Source organism: Corynebacterium sp. 21KM1197 (genome assembly GCF_033783015.1).
GTDB lineage: Bacteria > Actinomycetota > Actinomycetes > Mycobacteriales > Mycobacteriaceae > Corynebacterium.
In genome coordinates, this window is the sequence record NZ_CP123907.1 from 1128365 (window position 1) to 1148740 (window position 20376).

A 20376-nucleotide genomic window follows, 5' to 3' on the forward strand; every position below is an offset into this window, starting at 1 on the left:
CTCTATATATGCGCCGTGCCCTGGAAACCGATGGAGGTGGCACCACCCACCCACACTCGCGAGCCCTCCTGCCGGATGGATATTTCCCCGCGCCGGTGTACTCGCGCGCCCTGGGAAACGGTATAGCGCTGCGGGGCGAGTCCCTCCCGCAGCAGCCATTGCGCGGTGGAGGCATTGAGGCTGCCGCACACGGGATCCTCCGGCACGCCCACGCCGGGGGCGAAGGCACGGATTTCAAAGGCGTGTTCGGCACCTGCGGGATAGGGGCCGATGGCTCCCACCTTGGCCTCGGGGATCACGGAGAAGTCCGGTTCCAGATCGAGCACCGCCTGTGCGCTTTCCAGGCGGACCACGGCCCAACCGGGGCCATTATCCACCCACTGATGCTCCACGATCTCGGCCGGATCGAGGCGGAAGGCCCGCGCGATGCGCTCCACATACTCCGGCTCCAGGGGGCCGGAGCGCAGCGTGGGCGGGGCGGCGAAGGAAAAGACCTCGCCCTCCCGGCGCACGGGGATCAACCCACCGGCACATTCCTGCACCAGCCTGGGCTTATCGACGCCGCGAAGCTGCGCCCAGGCCCGCGCCGACCCCAGGGTGGGGTGACCGGCGAAGGGGAGTTCCTGCGTGGGGGTAAAGATGCGTAGCCGATAATCCGCCTCCGGGGTGGTGGGCGGGAGAACAAAGGTGGTCTCCGAGAGATTGGTCCACCGGGCAATGGCGCGCATGCGATCCTCGCTAAGCCCCTGGGCATCGAGGATCACGGCCACGGGATTGCCGCTATAGGGGTGGCGGGAAAACACATCGACCTGGGCAAAGGGACGCATGGTGATCATGCTACCTCCAGCGGTCCGCCGGGGCCGAGCAAAAATTCGCGGAAATAGGGGAGGCGGAACCGGAGCGTTCCCCAGGCCGGGGCGTGCAGCAGGTCGGCGTCGATAAGCGCCCTCCGTGCCGTGGACAGGGAGGTGACGGAGGCAGACATGGCGGCGGCGACCTCGCTGATCCGCGCGGTGCCCTCCCTATCGGCCACATGGGCCATCGCGCGGAGAAAGTCCACCTGGCGGTGGGAGAGCGCCGCCACCTCCGGGAGGTGAACCTGGTTGCCCAGGATGGGAATGGCCTGGTTGGTGGCCTCCTCAACCTCCTGCTCCGTGATGGTGGTGCCGGCGAGATCCCAGGCGAGCGCCCCGATGAGCTGAATGAGATAGGGGTAGCCGTGCGCCCGCGCGGCGAGGGTTTCCGCGGCGTGTGGGGTGATGGCCTTATCCGAGGACTCCACGGTTTTATTTGTCAAACGAATGGAATCAGGGAGAGTGAGGGGAGCGAGCTGATAGCGCAGGCTGCGGCGCAAGAAGGTGGTTCCGGGGTGATCGAGTAGCGCGGAAACCCCGGCGGTGAGGCCCGCCCCGGCAAAGGCCACGGGGAGATCATCGCGGATGGCGTCCTGCATGGAGGTGGCGAGGTGCTGGAGATTGCTCGGGTGGGCGGCCTGCACCTCATCGACGGTGATGAGCACGCCCGGGACGGCTTGGGCGAGGCGACGCAGCAGGGACGTAAGGGTCTGGGTGATCTGCGGCGGTTGGGCGGGCTGCGTGGTCACCGATCCTATGGCGGCGACGGAGATGCCGGTGATCTGGCGGCCGGGGCTCTCCGTGCGCTTGGCCAGGGCGGCGGGCAAGGAATGATCGACCAACTCGGTGAGCATGGCGGCGTGGCTGGGGGCACGCAGAACGATCCACCCGCGCGTGGCGGCGATGTCCTCTAACTCATTGAGCAAGGCCGTCTTGCCGATGCCGCGCGAGCCGTTGATGAGCACGGTGCGCCCCGTGGCGCCGGGCGTCTCGACGGCGCGGGCGAAGTTGTCCAGGATGGGTGCGCGCCCGGCCCACACGGTGGGTGACTCTCCGAAGCCGGGCCGGAAGGGGTTGGTCATGGGATCAGTCTACGCCGGTGGATAAAGTGGATAAATCTGGTGGCTTGGATAATTTGGATAAATCTGGGGTCGGGGTGTGGCGTGGTGTCTGAGCCCGATCTAAAATGACATAATGTACATTATCGGACAAGAGGGGTGGTGCTGGCGTTTATGCGGCAGGAACCCATTTATGCGGTTTATGCGCCTCGATCCGGTTTATGCGGTTTATGCTAGGTCGCATGGACGAGCACGTGGCGCGTAATCCCTTTCATCCGACCTTCGGGCGTTCTCCGGCTGTGGTCAAGGGGCGTGAGCCCGAGGTTTCGCAGTTTGCCCTCGCTCTCGCGGAGGGTGCGGGCAATCCGTGGCGCACGGCGCTGATCTCCGGCACCCGAGGAATTGGCAAAACCGTGTTGCTCAATGAACTGGAGGTGGAGGCCAAGGCCCAAGGGTGGGTGGTTGTGCGTGCGCATGTGGGTGACAACATGCTGAGGGATCTCGTTGAGGTCACCATCCCTCGTCTTTATAAGTCACTTGACGCATCTCCATCGCAGCGACGAACGCGGATTGCTGGGGCGTCGATAAGCCCCGTGGGGTCCTTATCCTTGGAAACGGAAAAGACGCGACCGGAGCCCCGGCGTAATCTTTTAAGCGAGTTGTAGGATCTCGCGGCGGTGACCATGCCCCGTGGCGCGGGAATGATGATTACGGTGGACGAGGTGCAAAGCGCGCTGCCGGAGCACCTGCACGAATTGGCGGTGGCCATTCAGGATCTTCACCGCGATGAGGTGGATATTGCCTTTGTGGCTGCGGGTTTGCCCAGCGGTGTGGAGGATTTATTGCAGTTGGCGGGCACCACCTTTTTGCGCCGCGCAGAGCGTATTCAGTTAAACCGCCTTGATGAGCAGACCACCTCTGCCCTGCTGCGCGATACCGCGGAATTGGGCGGACGTCCCATGAGCCAGGAGGCCATTGATCTGGCCACAAAGATAAGTCAGGGATACCCATACCTCATTCAGGTGGTGGGTTCCGTGTCCTGGGCCAGGGCCAAGCTCGATCATTCCGCTCAGATCGCGGCGAAGCATGTGGCGGCTTCTATTGATGATGCGGTGGCGCGCATAGGCACGCAGATTCATGCCCCGGCTCTGCATGCCGTTCCTCCTCGGCAGCGCGATTTTCTGCACGCGATGGCGCGCTTGAGTGGCAATAATGAGGCCGTCTCGGTGGTCGATATTGCTCAGTCCCTGGGCTCGACCACCACGGGGGTGTCGCGCCTGCGGCACGAGTTGATTTATCGGGAGTTAATCGCGGCGCACTCCCAGGGAAAGGTGGAGTTTAGCCTTCCCTATATGGCGGAGTACCTTAACGGGTTGATCAGATAGCGGAATGCGATGGATCGCGCAGAACTGATACGGCACATTGAGCAGCGGTACGAGGTGTCGCCGGAATATCTCTGGCCCGAGTTGCACCCCGACGCCGCGGTGTTCCGGTGTCCCGGTAACGGCAAGTGGTTCGGGCTGATGATGAGGGTCCGTGGGGAGAAAATTGGTCTTAGTGGCCCGGAGGCCGGGCAATACTTTGACCTCCTGGTGGTGAAAAACGACCCCGATGTGATCGGCCTCTTGCTGGGCAAAAACGGCTATTACCCTGCGTATCACATGAATAAGCGGCACTGGATTTCCGTTCACCTGGGCGGGCCGATCTCGGCGCGAGAAGTGTGCGATCTGATGGCGGATAGTTCGCTTATGGTCTGTAATAGTAAATAGTCACTCGTGACATTTCATTTGTTCACGCATTATGAAAATCATGTACGGTGGATGGCGTTGGTTTCCACCGATTGAAAGGAATCGAGGAATTATGAACAAGAAACTGCGTCTGCTCCCCCTCCTGGCCGTGGCTCCCCTGGCTCTGGCAGCCTGCTCCTCCGACGAGGGAGATAGCAACGAGGCCACCACCGAGGCCGTGGTGACCACCGCTCCCGCTACCACCGCACCGGCCCCGGCCGATGCCGTTTCCTCCGAGGTTTCCGACGCCTCCGAGAAGGTGTCCGAGAACGCCAACGAGGCCGTGGATAGCCTCAACGAGAAGAAGGACGAGGTGGCTAACGACCTCTCCGACGCCAAGGATGACGCCGCCAATAAGGTGGACGAGGTGACCGACGACGCCGCGAACAGCCTGTCCGACGCCGCCGATACCGTCTCCGATAAGCTGGACGAGCAGGCCAACAACTAAGTGACCTGTGTGGGCGGTGCCGTTACGGCACCGCCTTTTTTATTTTCGCTGCCGATAGGCGGCGACGAGCTGGGCGACGGTGATTCCGCCTAGGAGCACGGCGATCATGCCGATCACCCACATCTGCTGGATCAACACCCACGCGGCAAAGGCTATGATCACCGCGAGGCGCAGCCATAGCGCCGGAATCATGCGATCCGGGCTCATGCGGCCTTCTCCAGGGCCAGGCGGATATTGATGTGCCCCTCCTCATCAATGGAGGCCGCCACAAAGTCCGGCGTTTCCACCTGATAATCGGCCCGGTTGAGGGGAATGTCGGTGGAGACCACCACGGAGTCGTCGCTACGCAAAACCTTCATCGTGGGGCTGACATCCTTGGTGTGCCCGTGCAACGTGAGTTTGCCGGGCACGGTGACCTCCCCCATGGTGCCGTCGTCAGGCACCCCGGAGAGGTCCACGGGCGCGGTAACCTCGAAGTCCGCGGTGGGGTACTTATCCGTTTCCAGGATCTTGGTGCGCACGTTGATGTCGCGCCGCTCGTTATCGGAGGCCACCTCCGTCATGTCCACCGTGATGAGGCCGCCGGTGAGTGTGTCATTATCCACGTTGAGGGAACCCTCCACCTTGGTGGTGGAACCGGAGGTAACGCGCTTATCGCCGGGCAGGATCTCGTGGAAGGTGTACCCGGCCGAGGTGGTGTTCTCCCCCGCTCGCGCGGTGACCTTCCAGTGTCCATTCATGCTTATCGACGCCGCCTTGGCGCCCTGCGGGTTGAGCCCTTCCGTTTTCACCCCGGGTCCGTTCATCGCGCTGATCACCGTGGGCAGGATGGAGAGCACGGCGATGAGCGTGATGGCGATGATGAAGATGGTGATGATGAGCTTGCGGTTACGCAGCATGATCTACCTCAGCTTTTCTATGGTTCGCGCTAGATTCACGAGTTCGGTGCAGAGTTCTTCTAGTTCCTCTCCCCTGGCTCCCTCGCGGGCGGCGGTGGCGATGTCCTCCGCCGAGCAGCGCAACTCGAAGAGGGAATCTTGCAGGCGCTCCGCGCGGTCGGCCGTCATGATCACGGCGTTTTCGGGGATGCGGGTGCCGGTGATGTTGTGCCGCTGCTCGTAGGCGCGTTGCTTGCAGGAGGGGCTGCAATACTTCTTGGGGCGCCCACGGGTGGAGGGATCCATTTCCTTGCCGCACCAGGCGCATCGTTGTTGCTTCTTATGCGTCACGTGACTCATCCTAGACCATCGTGGCCGGATGGGAACAAACCGCACGCGGGATTCGTTATACTCGCGTAGTTGGTACTAATCGCGGGATGTAAAGGATTGATGCTGCAATGGCAGATCGGGTGCTTCGAGGCAGCCGCATGGGTGCGGTCAGCTACGAGACGGATCGGGATCACGACCTGGCCCCCCGCCAGATGGTGAAGTACCGCACGGAATCCGGGGAGATCTACGAGGTTCCCTTTGCGGACGACGCCGAGATCCCCGGCGAGTGGATGTGCAAGAACGGCCAGTTGGGCATTCTCATCGAGGGCGAGGGCGTGGACGCCAAGCCCGTGAAGCCCCCGCGCACCCACTGGGACATGCTGCGGGAGCGCCGCAGCATCGAGGAACTGGATGAACTGCTAGAGGAGCGCATTGAGGCGCTGCGCAAGCGCCGCCGCAACGCCGCCAAGCTCCTTAAGCAGCAGAAGGAAGAGGAAGCGGCCAAGGCCGGGAAGTAAAAATTACTTCACCCACCCGATATTCTCCTTGGGTATGAGCCCAAAGGTCAGGGAACCAACGTTGGCCAGCCCCGGTTTGACGGCCACCGTGAGGGGGCCGTTGGCGTAGGGCATGAGGCCAAATTGGCCCAGGGCCACCCGCTCTATCTCCACGGCCCTGGCATTTTGTTCCTCCGCCGTGGGGAGTTTTTCCAATTCATCAATCATCGCGTCAATCTCCGCCGTGCCGGTGCTGGACAAATTGAGCGTGGAATCGGAGTAGTACTGCTGGCGGAAATACGTGGTGCCATTGGGATCATTTTTGACAACGGCGGAACCGATGAGATCAAAGTCCTTTTCTTCCAGGACCTTGGCGAAGTCCGCCGAGGGGCGGGACTGTATCTTTAACTCCACCCCGATATTGCGCAGCATCTTTTGCAGCGCGGTGGAGATGGCCTTCTGGGCGGCACTATCGCCAAAGAGGGGGTACCGCAGGGTCAGCCGCTCCCCTTCCTTCACGCGGATACCGTCGCCCGATTCCACCCACCCTGCCCGGTCGAGGAGGTCGCGGGCGTAATCGGGATCAAAGGAGATGAGTTCGCCCAGGATGTCCGCGTAGCCCTCTTGGTTTTGCAGGAAGGTCATGGAACCGGGTAGATCCTCCGTGTACCCCATGCCGGTGAACTGGATCGTGGCCAGCAGGGAGCGATCAATGCCGGACATCACGGCCTCGCGCACGGCGATGTCCGAGAGAACGGGTGACTCCGCGTTGAGGCTCAGCAGAATGACGATGGTATCTAAGGCCGTGTGGAGTTCCGCCTGCTTGCCCATGCCCAGGACGGCGGCCAGGTGATTCTTATTGGAAATATTTACGGAATCTATTTCCCCGGCGCGGAAGGCGTTGAGGGAGGCCTGTGATTCCATCTGCCGGAATATCACCTTGTCTAACTTCGGGGTGCTCCCCCACCACTTCTCATTGGGCACAAAGGTAACGGTGCCGCCGGGATAATCCACCGATTCCACCCGGTACGGCCCGGCACCCCACTCGTTGGGCAGGTGGTGGAGGAAGCCCTCGTTGAAGTCCTCGGCCGTGGTAACGCTCGGGTGAAGGAGTTGGCCAAAGAGCCCCCTCCACCAGGGATAGGTGTGGCGATAGGTCACCACCGCCTGCTTCTCGTCCGCGCCGGGGCGCACGGACTCGATCTGGTTATAGCCGTCCGAGGAGGAAAGTTGATAGGCATCGTCGTCTCCCCGGTTAATGCGCCAGGTGTTTTCAAAGGTGCGCCAGTCTAGCGCCGTGCCGTCGTTGAAGGTGGCCTGGGGATTGAGGGTATAGGTCACCACGGTTTTGCCCTCGCGGACCTCTTCGCTCACATCGAGGAGGTAATGGGAGTTGGGCGAGAGGTTCCCCTCGCTATCGCTGGACATCATCTGTGGCATATACCAGCCCCACAGCGTGGACACGGGGGCCGTGGCATTGGCGTGTAGGGGGTTTTGCTGCTCCGGGATCTCGCTGATGGGCAGCGTAAGAGTGCCACCCTGGCGCAACTCTCCCGGGTCCTTTTTATTGGCGGCTCCGTTGGGCGATACCGCTAGTTCCACCTCCTGCATGGAGTTACAGGAGGCCAGGCCCAGGGTCGCGGCGATGAGCAGGGCGATGAGCGATATTTTCTTCATGATTGCTCCTCCCGGGAGGCCGGATCGGGAATGGGAATGGCGTCAATCAGCGCGCGGGTATAGGGGTGCGTGGGGCGGGTAAAAATCTCCTCGGTATCCCCTACCTCCACGAACTGCCCGGCGCGCATCACGGCCACCCGATCGGAGATGTGCCGCACCACGGAGAGATCGTGGGAGACGAAGATGTAGGAGAGGCCGAGTTGGCGGCGCAGATCATCGAGCAGGTTGAGGATCCCGGCCTGCACGGAGACGTCGAGCGCGGAGACGGGCTCATCGAGCACGATGAGGGAGGGATTGGTGGCGAGGGCGCGGGCCAGGCCGATGCGCTGGCGTTGTCCGCCGGAAAAATGGCTGGGGAACCTGTCCTGCTGGTGCTCGCCCAGGTGCACCAGCGCCATGAGTTCGCGCACCCGCTCGGGGATGTCGCCGGAATACCCCAGCGCGACGAGGGGTTCCGCGATGATTTCCCTGACCGTCATGCGGGGATTGAGGGAACTCAAGGGATCCTGGAACACGATCTGGATGTCCCGCCGCGCGTCCTTGCGCTCCCGGGAAGTCAGGGTGGAGACGTCCTTTCCCTGGAGTTTGATCGTTGAGCCCGGCGCGGGCTTGAGGTTCATGATTTCCGTGAGCGTGGTGGTTTTGCCCGAGCCGGACTCCCCCACGATGGCAAAGCATTCGCCCTGCCTGACCTCAAAGGAGATGTTTTCGATGGCCTGCTTGGTGCCCACCTGCCGCTTGAGCACCGCGCCCTTGATGATGGGATAGCTCTTGGCGAGGTTGTGTACCTCCAGCACCGTTGCGCGCTGCTCGCGGGGGACGTCGCGCAGAATATCGTCTGCCCGTGTGGGGACGGGATACATGGGTTTGCCCTCGATGGTGCCGTTCGTGATCTCCGGCGAACGCAGGCAGGCCGCCCGGTGGCCGTCCGCAACGTGGGTGAGTTCCGGCTCGGCGTCGGAGCACTCCGGGAGCGCCACGGGGCAGCGCGGCGCAAACTGGCAGCGGGTGGGGAGGTCGATGAGGGTGGGCGGGGAACCCTGGATGGGGGTGAGTGGCTCGTGCTTAGCGACGTCGATACGCGGGGTGGAACCCAGCAGCCCCACCGTGTAGGGCATGCGGGGCTGGCGGAAGATGCGTTCCGCGCTGCCGTGTTCCACGGGCGCGCCGGCGTACATGACCAGGACCTCGTCCGCCATCTGGGCCACCACGCCCATGTCATGGGTGATCATGATGGTGGCGGCCCCGGTTTCCCGCTGGGCCACCTTGAGGACGTCGAGGATCTGCGCCTGAATGGTGACGTCGAGTGCCGTGGTGGGCTCATCGGCGATGAGCACGGCGGGATTATTGGCGATGGCCATGGCGATGACCACGCGCTGGCGCATACCGCCGGAGAACTGGTGCGGGAAGAAGCCGATGTGCTTGTGCGGCTCGGGGATTCCCACCAGATCGAGCAGCTCGATGGCTTGGGCGCGGGCCTGCTTGGCGCTGACCTGCTGGTGAATCCTGATGGCCTCCACGAGTTGCGCGCCCACGGTAAACACCGGGGTGAGTGCGGAGAGCGGGTCCTGGAATACCATGCCGATTCCCCGGCCCCGGATCGCGGACATCTCCTTGTCCGTCTTGCCCAGGAGCTCTTCCCCTTGAAAGCGTACCGAGCCGGTGACGGCGGCATAATCCGGCAACAGCCCCATGATGGACATAGAGGTCACGGACTTGCCGGAGCCGGACTCCCCCACGATCCCCAGGGTGCGCCCGGCGGTGAGATCGAAGGAGACGCCGCGCACCGCGTGGACCGGCCCCGATTCCGAGGGAAAGGTGACGCGAAGATCGGATACGGATAAAACGGGGTGATTCATGCTCGGCCTCCAGACTGGGAATGAGGATCGAGGGCATCGCGCAGGCCGTCTGCGATAAAGGCCATGGATACGGTCAGCAGCGTGAGGGTGAGTGCGGGGACGTAGAACTGCCAGGGGGCGGATTCGAGGCCCGCCGCGCCCACGGAGAGCAGCGTGCCCAGGGAGACGTCCGGGGGCTGCACGCCCAGACCCAGGAAGGACAGCGCGGTCTCCGAGCCGATGGTGGCCACGATCCCCAGGGTGAACTGAATGATCAGGAGGGAACCGATATTGGGAATGATGTGCCTTATCACGGTGCGGGCGCGGGAGACCCCCATGTACTTAGCGGCCCGCACGTAATCATTCTCCTTCACGCTCAGCGCCAGCGACCAGATCACCCGGGCCGGATACATCCAGCCGAAGGCGATCAGCACCACGATGAGCACCTTCCAATCCCCACCGGAATCGGAGACGAGCAGGGCGATGAGCAGGAAGGTGGGAATAGCCAGCAGGAAGTGAATGAGAATCAGCACGAACCGCTCGGCCGCGCCGCCGTAGAGGGCGGCACCCGCCCCGATGAACGCCGATAGCACCGAGGTGGCGGTGGAGACGCTCACCGCGATGATGAGGGAGCGGCCCAGGCCGTGCACCGTCTGGGCGAAGAGATCGTGGCCGGCGTCATCGGTGCCAAACCAGTGCAGCCCGCTGGGCGGGGAGGAAAGATGGTGGAAATCGGGATCGTCGTAGGCCCACTGCGCCACGAAGGGGCCGAGGGCGGCGAGCGCGATCAGTGCGGCAAAGATGAGCAGGCCCAGCACCGCCATGCGGTTGCGGAAGTACCGTCGGGTGTATAAACGCAGCTTATTCATTTAACTCACCCGCACCCGGGGATCGAGGAGCACCACAAAAATATCCGCGAGGATGGCGGAGATCCCCACCATCAAAGCGCTAAAGGCCGCCACGGCGGTGGCCCCATGCACGTCATTGCGGCTGATGGTCTGGATGAAGTATTGGCCCATGCCGTTCCAGGCAAAGATTTGTTCCGTCATCACCGCGCCCGTGAAAATGCCGGGTATGGAAAACGCCACCGAGGTGGCCACCGGAATGATGGAGGTGCGCAGCGCGTGGCGACGCACCGCCTGATTGCGGGTGAGCCCCTTGGCCCGGGCCGTGCGCACATAATCGGCGGAGATATTATCCAGCAGGAGGCTGCGCTGCATCATGTGGTAACCGGCATAGGAGATGGCCACCAGGGCGATGGTGGGCAGCAGAAGGTGCTGCCCGGCATTGAGCAACCTGGGAAAGAACCCCACGATGTCCGGCGAGGTCGCCCCCGTGACGTAGAATATGCGCAGGCCGGTGACCCTATTGATCCACAGTCCTGCGGCGACCACCACCAGGGAGGCCACCACCACGTGCGTGTTCATGAGGATGATGGAAATGCCCTGCCAGGCCCGGTCGCCGCGCCGGTACTGGCGCGACGCCGTGTACACGCCCACGGCCACGCCCATCACCACGGAGAGGATCGTGGCCAGCAGCAGTAGTTGCGCGGAGACCAACATGCGGTGGCCGATCTGATCCTGGACGGCATCCCCCACCGGGGAGACTCCCCAATCCCAGTGCAGGATCACGCCCTGAAACCACGTCCACCAGCGCTGCACGAGGGAGACATCGGGATTGAGGTTGAACGGGGTGAGAATATCCGCGATCTGCTCGGAGGAGAGCGGCGGCCTCCTGCCCGCATAGTTTGAGCGCGGATCAAGGAACGTGGCCGCCATGAGGTAGGCCAGGTTGGTGGCGAGGAAGATCACGACCAACCAACTGAGCGTTTTGCGGAAGAGATACCGAACCATAGCCCTCCACCTATCTGTAGAAATCTATCTAACAAGTTGTGTGATAGACCTAATGATAGTGTGATCCAGGTATCTCGTGGGCTATTTTGTGCAGATTAAATTCGGTGCTTGCGCCGGAAGCGCTTGACCTCGTGGCCGATGATCTTGCTGGATTCCGCATACAGGTTGCGCACCTGCTCGCCACGGTGCGCCAAACCCCACTTGGTCACCTGCACCAGGCTGTCCTTGACAAAGCTGCCGTCCAGCTTGGATTCCCCGATCTCCCGCTCGGTGAAGGTGATGGGCACCTCGCGCACGTCGTGCCCCTCCTCCACCGCGCGCCAGGCCAGATCCACCTGGAAGATGTACCCGGCCTGGGCCAGTTCCTCCAGATCCATCGCCTCTAGCACCTCGCGGCGATACGCCCGATACCCGGCCGTCATATCGGAGAGCCCTGCGCCCAGGGCCACGGAGATGTACATGTTGCCCGCCTTGGAGAGCAACCAGCGCTTCATCGGCCAGTTCACCACGCGGCCGCCGGTGATGTAGCGCGAGCCGATTACCAGGTCAGCCCCGGCGTCAATCTCCTGCAAGAGCAGGCGCAATTGCTCCGGGGCGTGGGAACCATCCGCGTCCATCTCGCACAGAACCGTATAGCCCCGCTCCAGGCCCCAGCCGAATCCCGCCACGTAGGCCCCGCACAGGCCGCCCTTGCCCTCGCGGTGCAGCACGTGAACCTGGGAATCCTCGGCCGCCAGGGCGTCGGCCCGCTGGCCGGTGCCGTCGGGGCTGTTATCGTCCACGATGAGCACGTCCACCTCGGGGGCCGCGGTGCGCACCCGCCCGACGATGAGCGGAAGATTCTCCAACTCGTTATAGGTGGGAATGATCACGAGAGTTGCATCGCTGGGACGAGGCACAGATGACTCCTTATGAACGGGGTGAGGATGAGCGTCGGCGCCACAAGGCAACGAGCATACTGAGTGTACCCAGTGCTCCCATGATAGCGATGCCGGCTTGCACCCAGAAACCGAATCGCACGGCGGGAGTCACGGTATCGCGCAGGGGCAGGGTGTCGATGAGCGTGGCGGCCTCGAAGATTCCCGTCTCCGAACGCACCTCACCGTCCGGGGCCACGATGGCCGACACCCCGGAGGTGGCGGCCACCACCACCGCGCGATCCGTTTCTATCGCGCGCAGGCGGCTCATGGCCAACTGCTGGTAGGTCATGTCCGTAAACCCAAAGGTGGCGTTATTGGTGGGCGTGGTCAAAAGCTGCGCCCCGTGGTCGATCGCGGAGCGGTACGCCTCATCAAAAATCACCTCATAGCAGGTGGCCACGCCCAGGGCTATGCCCCCCATGTGCACCACCCCGGTGCCGGTGCCGGGTTGGAAGTCCCCGGCGCGATCCACGTAGGGGGACACGTGCCGCAGCAGGCTCCGCAGCGGCATGGTCTCCCCAAAGGGTTGGAGGAACTTCTTGTGGTGATATTCCCCCGGCCCCGTGGCGGGATCGAACACCATCATGGTGTTGCGGGGCCCCTGCTCATCGGAGGTGAGCGTGCCCACTAACACGGGGGCCTGGGCAGCCGTGACTGCTCGACCCACCAGGTCTCGGGCGCGGGGATCGGTGAGCGGATTAACGTCCGCCGCGTTCTCCGGCCAGATCACCAGGTCCACGGGTTCGGAGAGTTTTTCCGTCTCCCGCACGTGATTAGTTAGCACGGCGCGGCGCTGGGCATTGAAGTCCAGCCCCATGCGGGGCACGTTGCCCTGAATGGCGGCCACCCGAACCTCCCCGGAGTCCGCGGGCTTGGGCCACTGCGCAAGGCCTATGCCCAGCCCCAGCGGAATCAGGGCGCACAAGGCGGCGAGGCGGGGCTGGGTGCGCAGGCGATAGAGCGCGCAGCCCACCAGGGCCGCGCCGAAGGTCACCAGCGCCGGGCCGCCCAAAAAGGCCAGGTGAGCCAGCGGCCCATCGACCTGCCCCCAGGCCAGGCGCACCCAGGCGAACCCGCCGAAGGGCCAGGATGAACGCGCGTATTCCACCGCAACCCACCAGGCGGGAAAGAGAATAAGGCCACCGCGCCGCAGCGCCACCCCGCCCACGCCGGTGAGGATGCCGAAGAACGCGAGCAGCACGCTCAGGGCGATATAGGGCGTGGCCCCCACGAACTCCCCCACCCACGGCAGCAGGAGCAAAAAGAGGCTGAGTGCCTGCACGAAGCCCAGCAGCGCCCCCTCGCGCAGGCTGCGGGTGGATTGGAGGGCGTGATATATAAGCCCCAGGCCAATGATCCCCGCGGGCCACCACCCCAGTGGCTCATAGGAGGCAAAAACCAGCAGCCCCGAGGCCGCCGCGGCGGCCAGGCGCCACCACATTTAGCGGAAGTCCTCCGGCTTCACGTCGCGGCTCCACCGCTGGACCTCTTCCTCATCAATGACCTCTCCCCCGGCAAAGGAACCATAGCTGGTGCGCTGGCGATAAGCGCTCACGCGCTCGAAGCTGCGCATGCCGGCCTCCTCGATCCGGGCGCGCAGCTTCCGGGCCAGGCTGCGCCGAATAAGGGAGCGCGTGGGCGGAAGGATCAGCAACAGGCCTAAGAAGGCCGTGGCGAAGCCGGGCAGGGCCATTAACACGGCACCCGTGGCGATCAGGCCGTAATTTCCCATGGCCTCCCCCGGGCGCTGTCGCCCGCTCGCGGCGGACACCGCGATGGAGCGCATTTGGTGGGTGGCCAGGAAAAGACCGCCAAAGAACACCAGGCTCAGAGCCAGCAGGGCCCAGCCCACGCCGATGAGGCGGGCCACGGCCCAAAAGGTGAGGGCCTCGGTGAGGATATAAGGTACGGCAAGAAAAAGTGGCACCCCACCAACCTACCTATATTGCCGCCACCACGCCCTGCGGGGTATCCGCCACCACCGCCGATTCCACGGCGGGGCGGGTAATCAGGGCCACCGGGATCCCCAGGGCCGCGGCCGCCGCCACGGTGGTGGCAAGGTCGGGGCGGCCGGTATCGCTGAGAATGATGCCGTCGATCTGGTGATCGCGCATGAGCTTTTTCTCCGCCGCCAGATCGCCCACCCGTGGCGGCAGCACCCGGTGTCGGGCGGGGGCCTCGCCGCGCCGGGGACGGTGCTCCTGGCGCAGCACGTAGAGGTTATCGGAATCCCCGGCGAGCGCGGGGGCGGCCTCCACCCCTTCCGTATCCACCAAGATGTGGTGCCAGTGCCGCCGGGCCCAGGCGGCGGCCTCCTGCGCGGAGGTGGCCTCTAACACCGGGGTAATATCCCAGCGCCGGGGGGAATACACCACCAGGGTCACGCCGGTGGCGTGCGCGGCCTCGGCTATATCGGCGTGTGCGGGGTCAAAGGGGTGCGTGGCGTCCACCAGCGCCTCGATCCGCTCGCGCACCACCAGGGAGGCCAACTCCGCCGGGCTGGCGGGCAGCGCGGTGGTGACCTCCCAGCCCGCGGAGTTCAGGGCCTGCACCACCCCGGAAAATCCCGCGGCACCGCCGATGACTAAGACGCGCATACGCATTATCTGACCTCCTTTTATCGGGGCATTCTACGCCACAGGGGGCGCGGTACCAGCCGCATGATGTACGCCAGGAAGCGCAGCCTACCGGGGATCCACAGGGTGCGGCTACCGCTCCCGCCCGTGACCTCGCTGGCCACCGCCTCGGCCACCTGGTGCGGGTACACGGACATCGGCGCCGGGCTCATGCCCTCGGTCATACGCCCGATGACAAAGCCCGGCCGGGCCGTGATCAACCGCAGCGGGCCGCCGTGCAGGCGATCCGCCAGCCCCTGGCAGAAGGCATCCAGCCCGGCCTTGGTGGAGCCGTAGACGTAGTTGGCGCGCCGGGCCCGCCACCCCGCGATCGAGGAGAAGGCCACCATGCTGCCGCGCTCCATCACCTCCGCGAGCACGGTGAGCGCCACCACCTGTGCGGTGTAATCCACGGTGGCAATCTGCGCGGCGTGGTGCTCGTCGGTTTCCGCGCGGGACTGCTCCCCGAGGATCCCAAAGCACACCAGGGCGATCTCGGGCGGTCCAGCCAGGCGGGCGGCCTCCTCGATCACGGCGCGGTGGGAGGGGAGGTCGGTGGCGTCGAAAAAGAGCGTGTCCACGCCTCGGGCTCCGGCGTCGATAAGCCGCTGGGTGTCCAGGGCCTCGGGGCGGCGGGCGGCCAAGATTACGCGGCGGCCCCGGCATAGGCGCACGGCGAGTTCCCCGCCGATCTCGCTGGTGGCTCCCAGGACAAGGAGCGGCCCGCTCATCGCAGGGTCCTCGGCTGGGTGTTCAGCCGCTCGCATCCTTCGGAGGTGACCACCACGATGTCCTCGATCCGCGCGCCGCATTCGCCGTCCAGGTAGATCCCCGGCTCCACGGAAAAGGCCATGCCCTCCTCTATCACCAGGTCATTGCCCGCCATGATGAAGGGCTCCTCGTGGATGGATAGGCCAATGCCGTGGCCGGTGCGGTGGAAGAACTGCTCGCCGTAGCCCGCCGCCTCGATGACCTCGCGGGCGGCGGCGTCGATCTGCGCGGCCGTCACACCGGGGCGCACCGCCCGGCAGGCGGCCTCCTGCGCCTGGCGCAGCACCCGGTACATCTCCGGCTCCTCTCCCGGGCCACCCACGATGTAGGTACGGGTGCAATCGGAGTGATACCCCACCCCGTAGGTGCCGCCGATGTCAATGACCACCATCTCCCCGGCGCGCAGCACCCGGTCGGAATAGGAATGGTGTGGGTTGGCACCGTGGGGGCCGGAACCCACGATGATGAAGTCCACGGTGGTGTGCTCGCGGAGGATTAGTTCGCGCAGGTCGGCGGCCACCTCCGCCTCGGTGCGCCCCGGCCGGAGGAGGTCCGGTACGCGGGCGTGGACGGCGTCGATGGCCTGGGCGGCGGCGCGCAGTTGCTCCACCTCGGCGGCGTCCTTGCTCATCACGAGGCCGCGCAGGGCTGAGGCGGCGAGGATCATGGGTGAGGAGGGGAAGCGCTCCTGGACGGCCAGAATGTGCGCGGTGGTGAGCGACTCCCCCAACCCGATGGTGCCCTCCTGCGGGAGGGAAACCAGCGCATAGGGATTCTCGCCATCGGCCCAGCCGCGCGCGGTGATACCCAGTTCCGTGAGCAGATCGGGGTGGAAATCCGCGATGTCTGCCTTGGGTGCGATGAGCGCGGGGGCGCCCTGGGCGGGAATGACCAGGGCGCTGAATCGCTCGTGGGTGCTGGCCCAGGAGCCCAGGAAGTAGGCCATCTCCGCACCGGTGCCGATGATGACCCCGGCCAGGTCCTGCTGCGCGCATATCTCGGCGGCGCGGCGCAGCCGGGCGGCATACACGGTGGAATCGAAACGCTCGGTAGACATATCGGTCATGGTAGCGGGGTCAGATGCCCACGGCGACCACGCCGCGTCGGATCGCCTGGGCGGCCCGACGCGCCTGGGCGCGGGTGAGATCCTGATAGGCGGTGAGCGCCACCTGTTCGAGGAGATCGACCACCTGGCGGCACCAGCGCACAAAGTCCCCGGCGGTGAGTTCCGCCCCGCACTGCGCGGCCGCGGCCAGGCAGTATCCCAGCGGGGCCCCGGCCGTCCACTGGTGCATGGCCAGGGCAAACGCCCCCTCGGGCGCGGGGGTCAGCGGCAGGCGGTGGCGCTGCTCATCGTGGACGAGTTCCGACCACACCCGCTCGGTGGCGCTCATGGCGGCGGCCATTGGCTCGGTGGCGGCCGTGACCTCGCCCTGGGTGGTCTTGCGGTTTTCAAAGACGCACAGGGATACCACCCCGGCGAGTTCCGCGGGGTCGAGATCGTCCCAGATCCCCCGACGCAGGCACTGGGCGATGAGTAGATCGGAGGCGGAGTGAATCCGGGCCAGGCGCTCCCCCTCCTCGGTGAGGGTATAGCCGGGGGCCACGTAATCCATCTCCGTGAGCAGATCCAGGATCCGGCGGAAGGTGTGCGCCAGGGTATCGCTATTGGTGGCGGCGGCCTCCTGGCGGCGCTCCTGCTCGCGGGTACGCAGGATATTCTCCGCGAATCGAGCGAGGTATTCCCTATCGCCGGGCGGCCACTGGTGGACGGGGTGGGCGCGTACCTGCTCGCGCAGGCGCGCCACCTCCTTGGAGGGACGCAGCCGCGCTTTGGTTTTGAGCTTGGCCGGGCCGGTGAAGCGGTGCAGGTTGCGCACGATGATCCGGGAGTTCTTGCGGTGGTGGCCGGGGATTCGCATGTGGCCCAGGCGCACGGGGGCGTTGCCCAGCGTGCGGGCCTCGACGCGCCCCGTCCAGCCGTTCTGAGACACCACCAGGGGGCGGGGATCGCGCGCGCTGCGGGCGGGTTCCACCACCACGGCGATCACGGGGCGCTTCTTGCCCGGCAGGGCCAGCACCTCGCCGCGCGTGGCGGTGGCCAGTATCCGGGTGATCTCCTTGTCCCGCTGCTGCACGGCCTGGGTGCGGTGGCGCTTCTCCTCGGCGGAGAGCCGCTGGCGCAGCGCGATGTAATCGAGCAGGTCCTCCGGGGTGCCGGGCGGGGCGAGGGTGCTAAAGCCCTGGGCCAGTTCCTCCTCCTGGGTGCGCAGCCGGGAACGGGTGCGCTCTAGGGTGCGGGCCTCATCCACCACGGAGGCGTCCGCCTGGAACTGAGCAAAGGACATCTCCAGCAACTCCACGGCGTGATCGTAGCCATCGCGGCCCAGGAGATTAACGGACATGTTATAGCCGGGCTGGAAGGTGGATACCAGCGGATAGGTGCGGGTGGCGGCCAGGCCCGCCACGGCGCGGGGATCGAGGTCCGGGCTCCACTGCACCACGGCGTGGCCCACGACGTCGATTCCGCGCCGCCCGGCGCGCCCGGTGAGTTGGGTGTATTGGGCCGGGGTGAGATCCACGTGGGCCTCACCGTTGAACTTGACTAGGCGCTCTAGCACCACGGTGCGGGCGGGCATGTTGATGCCCAGGGCCAGGGTCTCGGTGGCAAAGACGGCGCGCACGAGCCCCCGGGTGAAAAGATCCTCCACGATGTGCCGGAAGGCGGGCAGCATACCGGCGTGGTGGGCGGCAAAGCCGCGCATGAGGGCGGCGCGCCACTGCCTAAAGCGCAGAACCTCCAGGTCCTCGGCGGGAATATCGGCCACGGCGGCGTCGATGCTCTCCCGTATTTGCCGGGCCTCCTCCTCGGTGGTGAGGGTGAGTTTGGAGCGCAGGCATTGAAACAGGGCGGCATCGCAACCGGCGCGGGAGAAGATGAAGGTAATGGCCGGGAGCATGTCCCGGTGGCGCAGGGCCGCGATGACCTCGGGGCGCGCGGGCGGACGGAAGCGGGAGTCCTGAAAGCGCCCGATGTGCTGTAGCAGCGCGGGCGAGACGCGCTGAGGGTCCTGGGGATCGAACAGGGAGTGAGCCTTGGTGCCCACCATCATCCACTGGTGCAGGGGCACCGGGCGGTGCTCGGAGACGATCACGCGGGTATCCCCGCGCACGGTGCCAAGCCAGTGTCCGAACTCCTCAGAGTTGGAGACGGTGGCGGAAAGCCCGATGATCCGCACGGACTCATCGAGTCCCAGGATCACCTCCTCCCACACGGCTCCCCGGGAGGCATCGGCCAGGAAGTGAATCTCATCCATCACCACGTGGCTGAGCAGGCGCAGGGCGGAGGAATCCGCGTAGATCATGTTGCGCAGCACCTCGGTGGTCATCACCACGATGGGGGCGTCGCGGTTAATGCTCTGATCGCCGGTGAGCAGGCCCACCCGCTCGGGGCCGTAGCTGCGCACGAGGTCGTGATACTTTTGATTGCTCAGCGCCTTGATGGGGGTGGTGTAAAAGCAGGTGGTGTGCTGGGAGAGCGCCAGGGAGACGGCGAACTCCCCCACGATGGTTTTGCCCGAGCCGGTGGGGGCGCACACCAGCACGCCCTGGCCGGATTCCACCGCCGCGCAGGCCTCCCGCTGGAAATCATCGAGGGGAAAAACAAGGTGGGCGGTGAACTCTGCAAGGTGCGTCATTTAGAGAATATCGTCGTAGTCGGCGGTGCGGAGGGAGGCGGCCGGGGTGACCGGGGCCGGGGCGGCGATGGCGGTGGATTCCTCATCGCCTGTGTCCAGCCAATCCGGGCGCTCGCGCTTGCGGCGCTTATCGTGCCAGCGGCAAAATTGCAGGGCCAATTCCACCAGGGCGGTCAGTGCCAGGGTGAGGATCACCATGGAGATGGGATCCTGGCCGGGGGTCATAAAGGCCGCGAAGATGGCCAGGCCCACGATGATGTAGCGGCGCTTGTCCTTGACCTGATCGTAGGTGAGCACGCCCGCGATATTGAGCACGGCGATGACCAGCGGCACCTCAAAGCTCACCCCGAAGATGAGCAGGAGGCTGAGCATGAAGTTGAAGTACAGCTGGCCGGATAGCAGGACCTCCTGGGCCTCATCACCGATGCCGAGCAGGAACTCCAGGCCGTAGGAGAGCACGAAGTACGCCAGCACCGCGCCGGAGACAAAAAGAATCACCGCGATGGAGACGAAGGAGGCCGTCCAGCGCCGCTCGTTCTTGAGCAGGCCGGGGGTGATAAAACCCCAGATCTGGGCCAGCCACACCGGGGAAGCCAGCACCGACCCCACCAGCGCGCCCACCTTGAGGCGCAGCATGAACATCTCAAAGGGGCCGGTGGCCAGCAGACGGCACTCCCCCGAGGACCCCAGGTCCACGCGCCTGCTGGGATCGACCGAGCAATAGGGCGCGCGCAGGATCTCACCCAAGGAGGGGATTCCGAAGAAGGAATGTTGATACCAGATAAAACCCGCGATGGTGCCCACGGCCAGGGCTAACAGCGAGATGATGAGGCGCCGCCGCAGTTCCTGAATGTGCTCGACGATGGACATGGTGCCATCGGGGTTCTTCTTACTCACGGGTTAGAGGGTATCGCGGTAATCGGTGGTGCTCTGCGTGGGGCGCGGCTGAGCGGGTGCGGCCTGGGGATTGTGCTGTTCGATGGACTTCTGCGCCTCATCGTCCTTGCCCATCTCCTTGACCTCGGACTTGAAGATGCGCATGGAACGGCCGAGGGAACGGGCGGCGTCGGGAAGCCGCCGCGCGCCAAAGAGCAGCACGAGGAGAAGCGCGATAATGAGAAGTTCGGTGGCGCCTAGGCTAGGCATGAGGGA

Annotated in this window: 23 protein-coding genes; 5 read left to right on the plus strand and 18 right to left on the minus strand. The window is 64.9% G+C overall.

All coding sequences use genetic code 11. The features are described 5' to 3' along the window. Positions 1-2: 2 nt before the first annotated feature. Together OLW90_RS05485 and OLW90_RS05490 are read right to left on the minus strand one after the other, a co-directional pair. Positions 3-827 (minus strand): PhzF family phenazine biosynthesis protein, encoded by an 825-nt coding sequence (locus OLW90_RS05485; RefSeq protein WP_413464502.1) that lies wholly within the window; start codon positions 825-827, stop codon positions 3-5. Positions 828-832: 5 nt separating this feature from the next. Next, positions 833-1936, minus strand: a complete 1104-nt coding sequence (locus OLW90_RS05490) for an ATP-binding protein (protein ID WP_319651736.1) — start codon at positions 1934-1936, stop codon at positions 833-835. Between the two features lie 218 nt (positions 1937-2154). Between OLW90_RS05490 and OLW90_RS05495 the strand changes: the two genes are divergently transcribed. The 4 genes from OLW90_RS05495 (at position 2155) to OLW90_RS05510 (ending at position 4147) form a co-directional block, all read left to right on the plus strand. Continuing rightward, positions 2155-2577: an ATP-binding protein gene (locus OLW90_RS05495; protein ID WP_319651737.1), complete on the plus strand. Its 423-nt coding sequence runs from the start codon at positions 2155-2157 to the stop codon at positions 2575-2577. Between the two features lie 12 nt (positions 2578-2589). Beyond that, positions 2590-3297 (plus strand): hypothetical protein, encoded by a 708-nt coding sequence (locus OLW90_RS05500; RefSeq protein ID WP_319651738.1) that lies wholly within the window; start codon positions 2590-2592, stop codon positions 3295-3297. 9 nt (positions 3298-3306) lie between these two features. After that, positions 3307-3681, plus strand: coding sequence for an MmcQ/YjbR family DNA-binding protein (locus OLW90_RS05505; protein WP_319651739.1), 375 nt, complete (start codon positions 3307-3309; stop codon positions 3679-3681). A 91-nt stretch (positions 3682-3772) separates the two neighbouring features. Next, positions 3773-4147 carry a hypothetical protein gene (locus tag OLW90_RS05510; RefSeq protein WP_319651740.1) on the plus strand — a complete coding sequence of 125 codons (375 nt, stop codon included), beginning with the start codon at positions 3773-3775 and terminating at the stop codon, positions 4145-4147. A gap of 39 nt (positions 4148-4186) precedes the next feature. On the opposite strand, the gene OLW90_RS05515 is transcribed toward OLW90_RS05510, so the two are convergent. Genes OLW90_RS05515 through OLW90_RS05525 form a run of 3 tightly spaced genes read right to left on the minus strand, consistent with a single transcriptional unit; the run spans position 4187 to position 5385 of the window. After that, entirely contained in the window at positions 4187-4354 is a 168-nt protein-coding gene (locus tag OLW90_RS05515) for a hypothetical protein (RefSeq protein WP_319651741.1), read from the minus strand. Then, positions 4351-5046, minus strand: a complete 696-nt coding sequence (locus OLW90_RS05520; protein WP_319651742.1) for a YceI family protein — start codon at positions 5044-5046, stop codon at positions 4351-4353. Before OLW90_RS05520 ends, OLW90_RS05515 begins: the two co-directional genes overlap by 4 nt. A 3-nt stretch (positions 5047-5049) precedes the next feature. Further along, a complete protein-coding gene (locus tag OLW90_RS05525; RefSeq protein WP_319651743.1) occupies positions 5050-5385 on the minus strand; it encodes a hypothetical protein in 336 nt (111 codons plus the stop codon). A 98-nt stretch (positions 5386-5483) separates the two neighbouring features. Between OLW90_RS05525 and OLW90_RS05530 the strand changes: the two genes are divergently transcribed. Then, complete coding sequence (locus OLW90_RS05530) at positions 5484-5873, plus strand: RNA polymerase-binding protein RbpA (protein ID WP_319651744.1); 390 nt, start codon at positions 5484-5486, stop codon at positions 5871-5873. A gap of 3 nt (positions 5874-5876) precedes the next feature. On the opposite strand, the gene OLW90_RS05535 is transcribed toward OLW90_RS05530, so the two are convergent. From OLW90_RS05535 to tatA, 13 genes are all read right to left on the minus strand, one after another. Then, positions 5877-7529: an ABC transporter family substrate-binding protein gene (locus OLW90_RS05535; RefSeq protein ID WP_319651745.1), complete on the minus strand. Its 1653-nt coding sequence runs from the start codon at positions 7527-7529 to the stop codon at positions 5877-5879. Continuing rightward, a complete protein-coding gene (locus OLW90_RS05540) occupies positions 7526-9388 on the minus strand; it encodes an ABC transporter ATP-binding protein (RefSeq protein ID WP_319651746.1) in 1863 nt (620 codons plus the stop codon). The genes OLW90_RS05535 and OLW90_RS05540 overlap by 4 nt, the downstream gene beginning before the upstream one ends. Continuing rightward, on the minus strand, positions 9385-10236 hold the full coding sequence (locus tag OLW90_RS05545) for an ABC transporter permease (protein ID WP_319651747.1): 852 nt from the start codon (positions 10234-10236) through the stop codon (positions 9385-9387). Before OLW90_RS05545 ends, OLW90_RS05540 begins: the two co-directional genes overlap by 4 nt. Beyond that, positions 10237-11220, minus strand: coding sequence for an ABC transporter permease (locus tag OLW90_RS05550; RefSeq protein WP_319651748.1), 984 nt, complete (start codon positions 11218-11220; stop codon positions 10237-10239). It lies immediately after the preceding gene. Positions 11221-11315: 95 nt separating this feature from the next. Further along, positions 11316-12119: a polyprenol monophosphomannose synthase gene (locus OLW90_RS05555; protein WP_319651749.1), complete on the minus strand. Its 804-nt coding sequence runs from the start codon at positions 12117-12119 to the stop codon at positions 11316-11318. 10 nt (positions 12120-12129) lie between these two features. Next, entirely contained in the window at positions 12130-13581 is a 1452-nt protein-coding gene (gene lnt / locus OLW90_RS05560) for an apolipoprotein N-acyltransferase (RefSeq protein ID WP_319651750.1), read from the minus strand. Next, positions 13582-14067 carry an FxsA family protein gene (locus tag OLW90_RS05565; RefSeq protein WP_319651751.1) on the minus strand — a complete coding sequence of 162 codons (486 nt, stop codon included), beginning with the start codon at positions 14065-14067 and terminating at the stop codon, positions 13582-13584. Between the two features lie 13 nt (positions 14068-14080). Continuing rightward, entirely contained in the window at positions 14081-14737 is a 657-nt protein-coding gene (locus tag OLW90_RS05570) for a precorrin-6A/cobalt-precorrin-6A reductase (protein ID WP_319651752.1), read from the minus strand. Between the two features lie 20 nt (positions 14738-14757). Next, positions 14758-15486, minus strand: a complete 729-nt coding sequence (locus tag OLW90_RS05575; protein WP_319651753.1) for an SDR family oxidoreductase — start codon at positions 15484-15486, stop codon at positions 14758-14760. Further along, positions 15483-16592: a Xaa-Pro peptidase family protein gene (locus tag OLW90_RS05580; protein WP_319651754.1), complete on the minus strand. Its 1110-nt coding sequence runs from the start codon at positions 16590-16592 to the stop codon at positions 15483-15485. Before OLW90_RS05580 ends, OLW90_RS05575 begins: the two co-directional genes overlap by 4 nt. Positions 16593-16602: 10 nt before the next feature. Further along, complete coding sequence (locus OLW90_RS05585; RefSeq protein ID WP_319651755.1) at positions 16603-19224, minus strand: DEAD/DEAH box helicase; 2622 nt, start codon at positions 19222-19224, stop codon at positions 16603-16605. Further along, positions 19225-20094, minus strand: a complete 870-nt coding sequence (gene tatC, locus OLW90_RS05590; protein WP_319651834.1) for a twin-arginine translocase subunit TatC — start codon at positions 20092-20094, stop codon at positions 19225-19227. It abuts the gene before it with no gap. Positions 20095-20124: 30 nt separating this feature from the next. Beyond that, on the minus strand, positions 20125-20370 hold the full coding sequence (gene tatA / locus OLW90_RS05595) for a Sec-independent protein translocase subunit TatA (protein WP_319651756.1): 246 nt from the start codon (positions 20368-20370) through the stop codon (positions 20125-20127). Between the last annotated feature and the right edge of the window lie 6 nt (positions 20371-20376).

Coding starts and splice junctions, on each gene's coding strand:
- OLW90_RS05485 (WP_413464502.1), bottom strand. CDS start 827: ATGCGTCCCTTTGCCCAGGTCGATGTGTTTTCCCGCCACCCCTATAGC.
- OLW90_RS05490 (WP_319651736.1), bottom strand. CDS start 1,936: ATGACCAACCCCTTCCGGCCCGGCTTCGGAGAGTCACCCACCGTGTGG.
- OLW90_RS05495 (WP_319651737.1), top strand. CDS start 2,155: ATGGACGAGCACGTGGCGCGTAATCCCTTTCATCCGACCTTCGGGCGT.
- OLW90_RS05505 (WP_319651739.1), top strand. CDS start 3,307: ATGGATCGCGCAGAACTGATACGGCACATTGAGCAGCGGTACGAGGTG.
- OLW90_RS05510 (WP_319651740.1), top strand. CDS start 3,773: ATGAACAAGAAACTGCGTCTGCTCCCCCTCCTGGCCGTGGCTCCCCTG.
- OLW90_RS05515 (WP_319651741.1), bottom strand. CDS start 4,354: ATGAGCCCGGATCGCATGATTCCGGCGCTATGGCTGCGCCTCGCGGTG.
- OLW90_RS05520 (WP_319651742.1), bottom strand. CDS start 5,046: ATGCTGCGTAACCGCAAGCTCATCATCACCATCTTCATCATCGCCATC.
- OLW90_RS05525 (WP_319651743.1), bottom strand. CDS start 5,385: ATGAGTCACGTGACGCATAAGAAGCAACAACGATGCGCCTGGTGCGGC.
- OLW90_RS05530 (WP_319651744.1), top strand. CDS start 5,484: ATGGCAGATCGGGTGCTTCGAGGCAGCCGCATGGGTGCGGTCAGCTAC.
- OLW90_RS05535 (WP_319651745.1), bottom strand. CDS start 7,529: ATGAAGAAAATATCGCTCATCGCCCTGCTCATCGCCGCGACCCTGGGC.
- OLW90_RS05540 (WP_319651746.1), bottom strand. CDS start 9,388: ATGAATCACCCCGTTTTATCCGTATCCGATCTTCGCGTCACCTTTCCC.
- OLW90_RS05545 (WP_319651747.1), bottom strand. CDS start 10,236: ATGAATAAGCTGCGTTTATACACCCGACGGTACTTCCGCAACCGCATG.
- OLW90_RS05550 (WP_319651748.1), bottom strand. CDS start 11,220: ATGGTTCGGTATCTCTTCCGCAAAACGCTCAGTTGGTTGGTCGTGATC.
- lnt (WP_319651750.1), bottom strand. CDS start 13,581: ATGTGGTGGCGCCTGGCCGCCGCGGCGGCCTCGGGGCTGCTGGTTTTT.
- OLW90_RS05570 (WP_319651752.1), bottom strand. CDS start 14,737: ATGCGCGTCTTAGTCATCGGCGGTGCCGCGGGATTTTCCGGGGTGGTG.
- OLW90_RS05575 (WP_319651753.1), bottom strand. CDS start 15,486: ATGAGCGGGCCGCTCCTTGTCCTGGGAGCCACCAGCGAGATCGGCGGG.
- OLW90_RS05580 (WP_319651754.1), bottom strand. CDS start 16,592: ATGACCGATATGTCTACCGAGCGTTTCGATTCCACCGTGTATGCCGCC.
- OLW90_RS05585 (WP_319651755.1), bottom strand. CDS start 19,224: ATGACGCACCTTGCAGAGTTCACCGCCCACCTTGTTTTTCCCCTCGAT.
- tatC (WP_319651834.1), bottom strand. CDS start 20,094: ATGTCCATCGTCGAGCACATTCAGGAACTGCGGCGGCGCCTCATCATC.
- tatA (WP_319651756.1), bottom strand. CDS start 20,370: ATGCCTAGCCTAGGCGCCACCGAACTTCTCATTATCGCGCTTCTCCTC.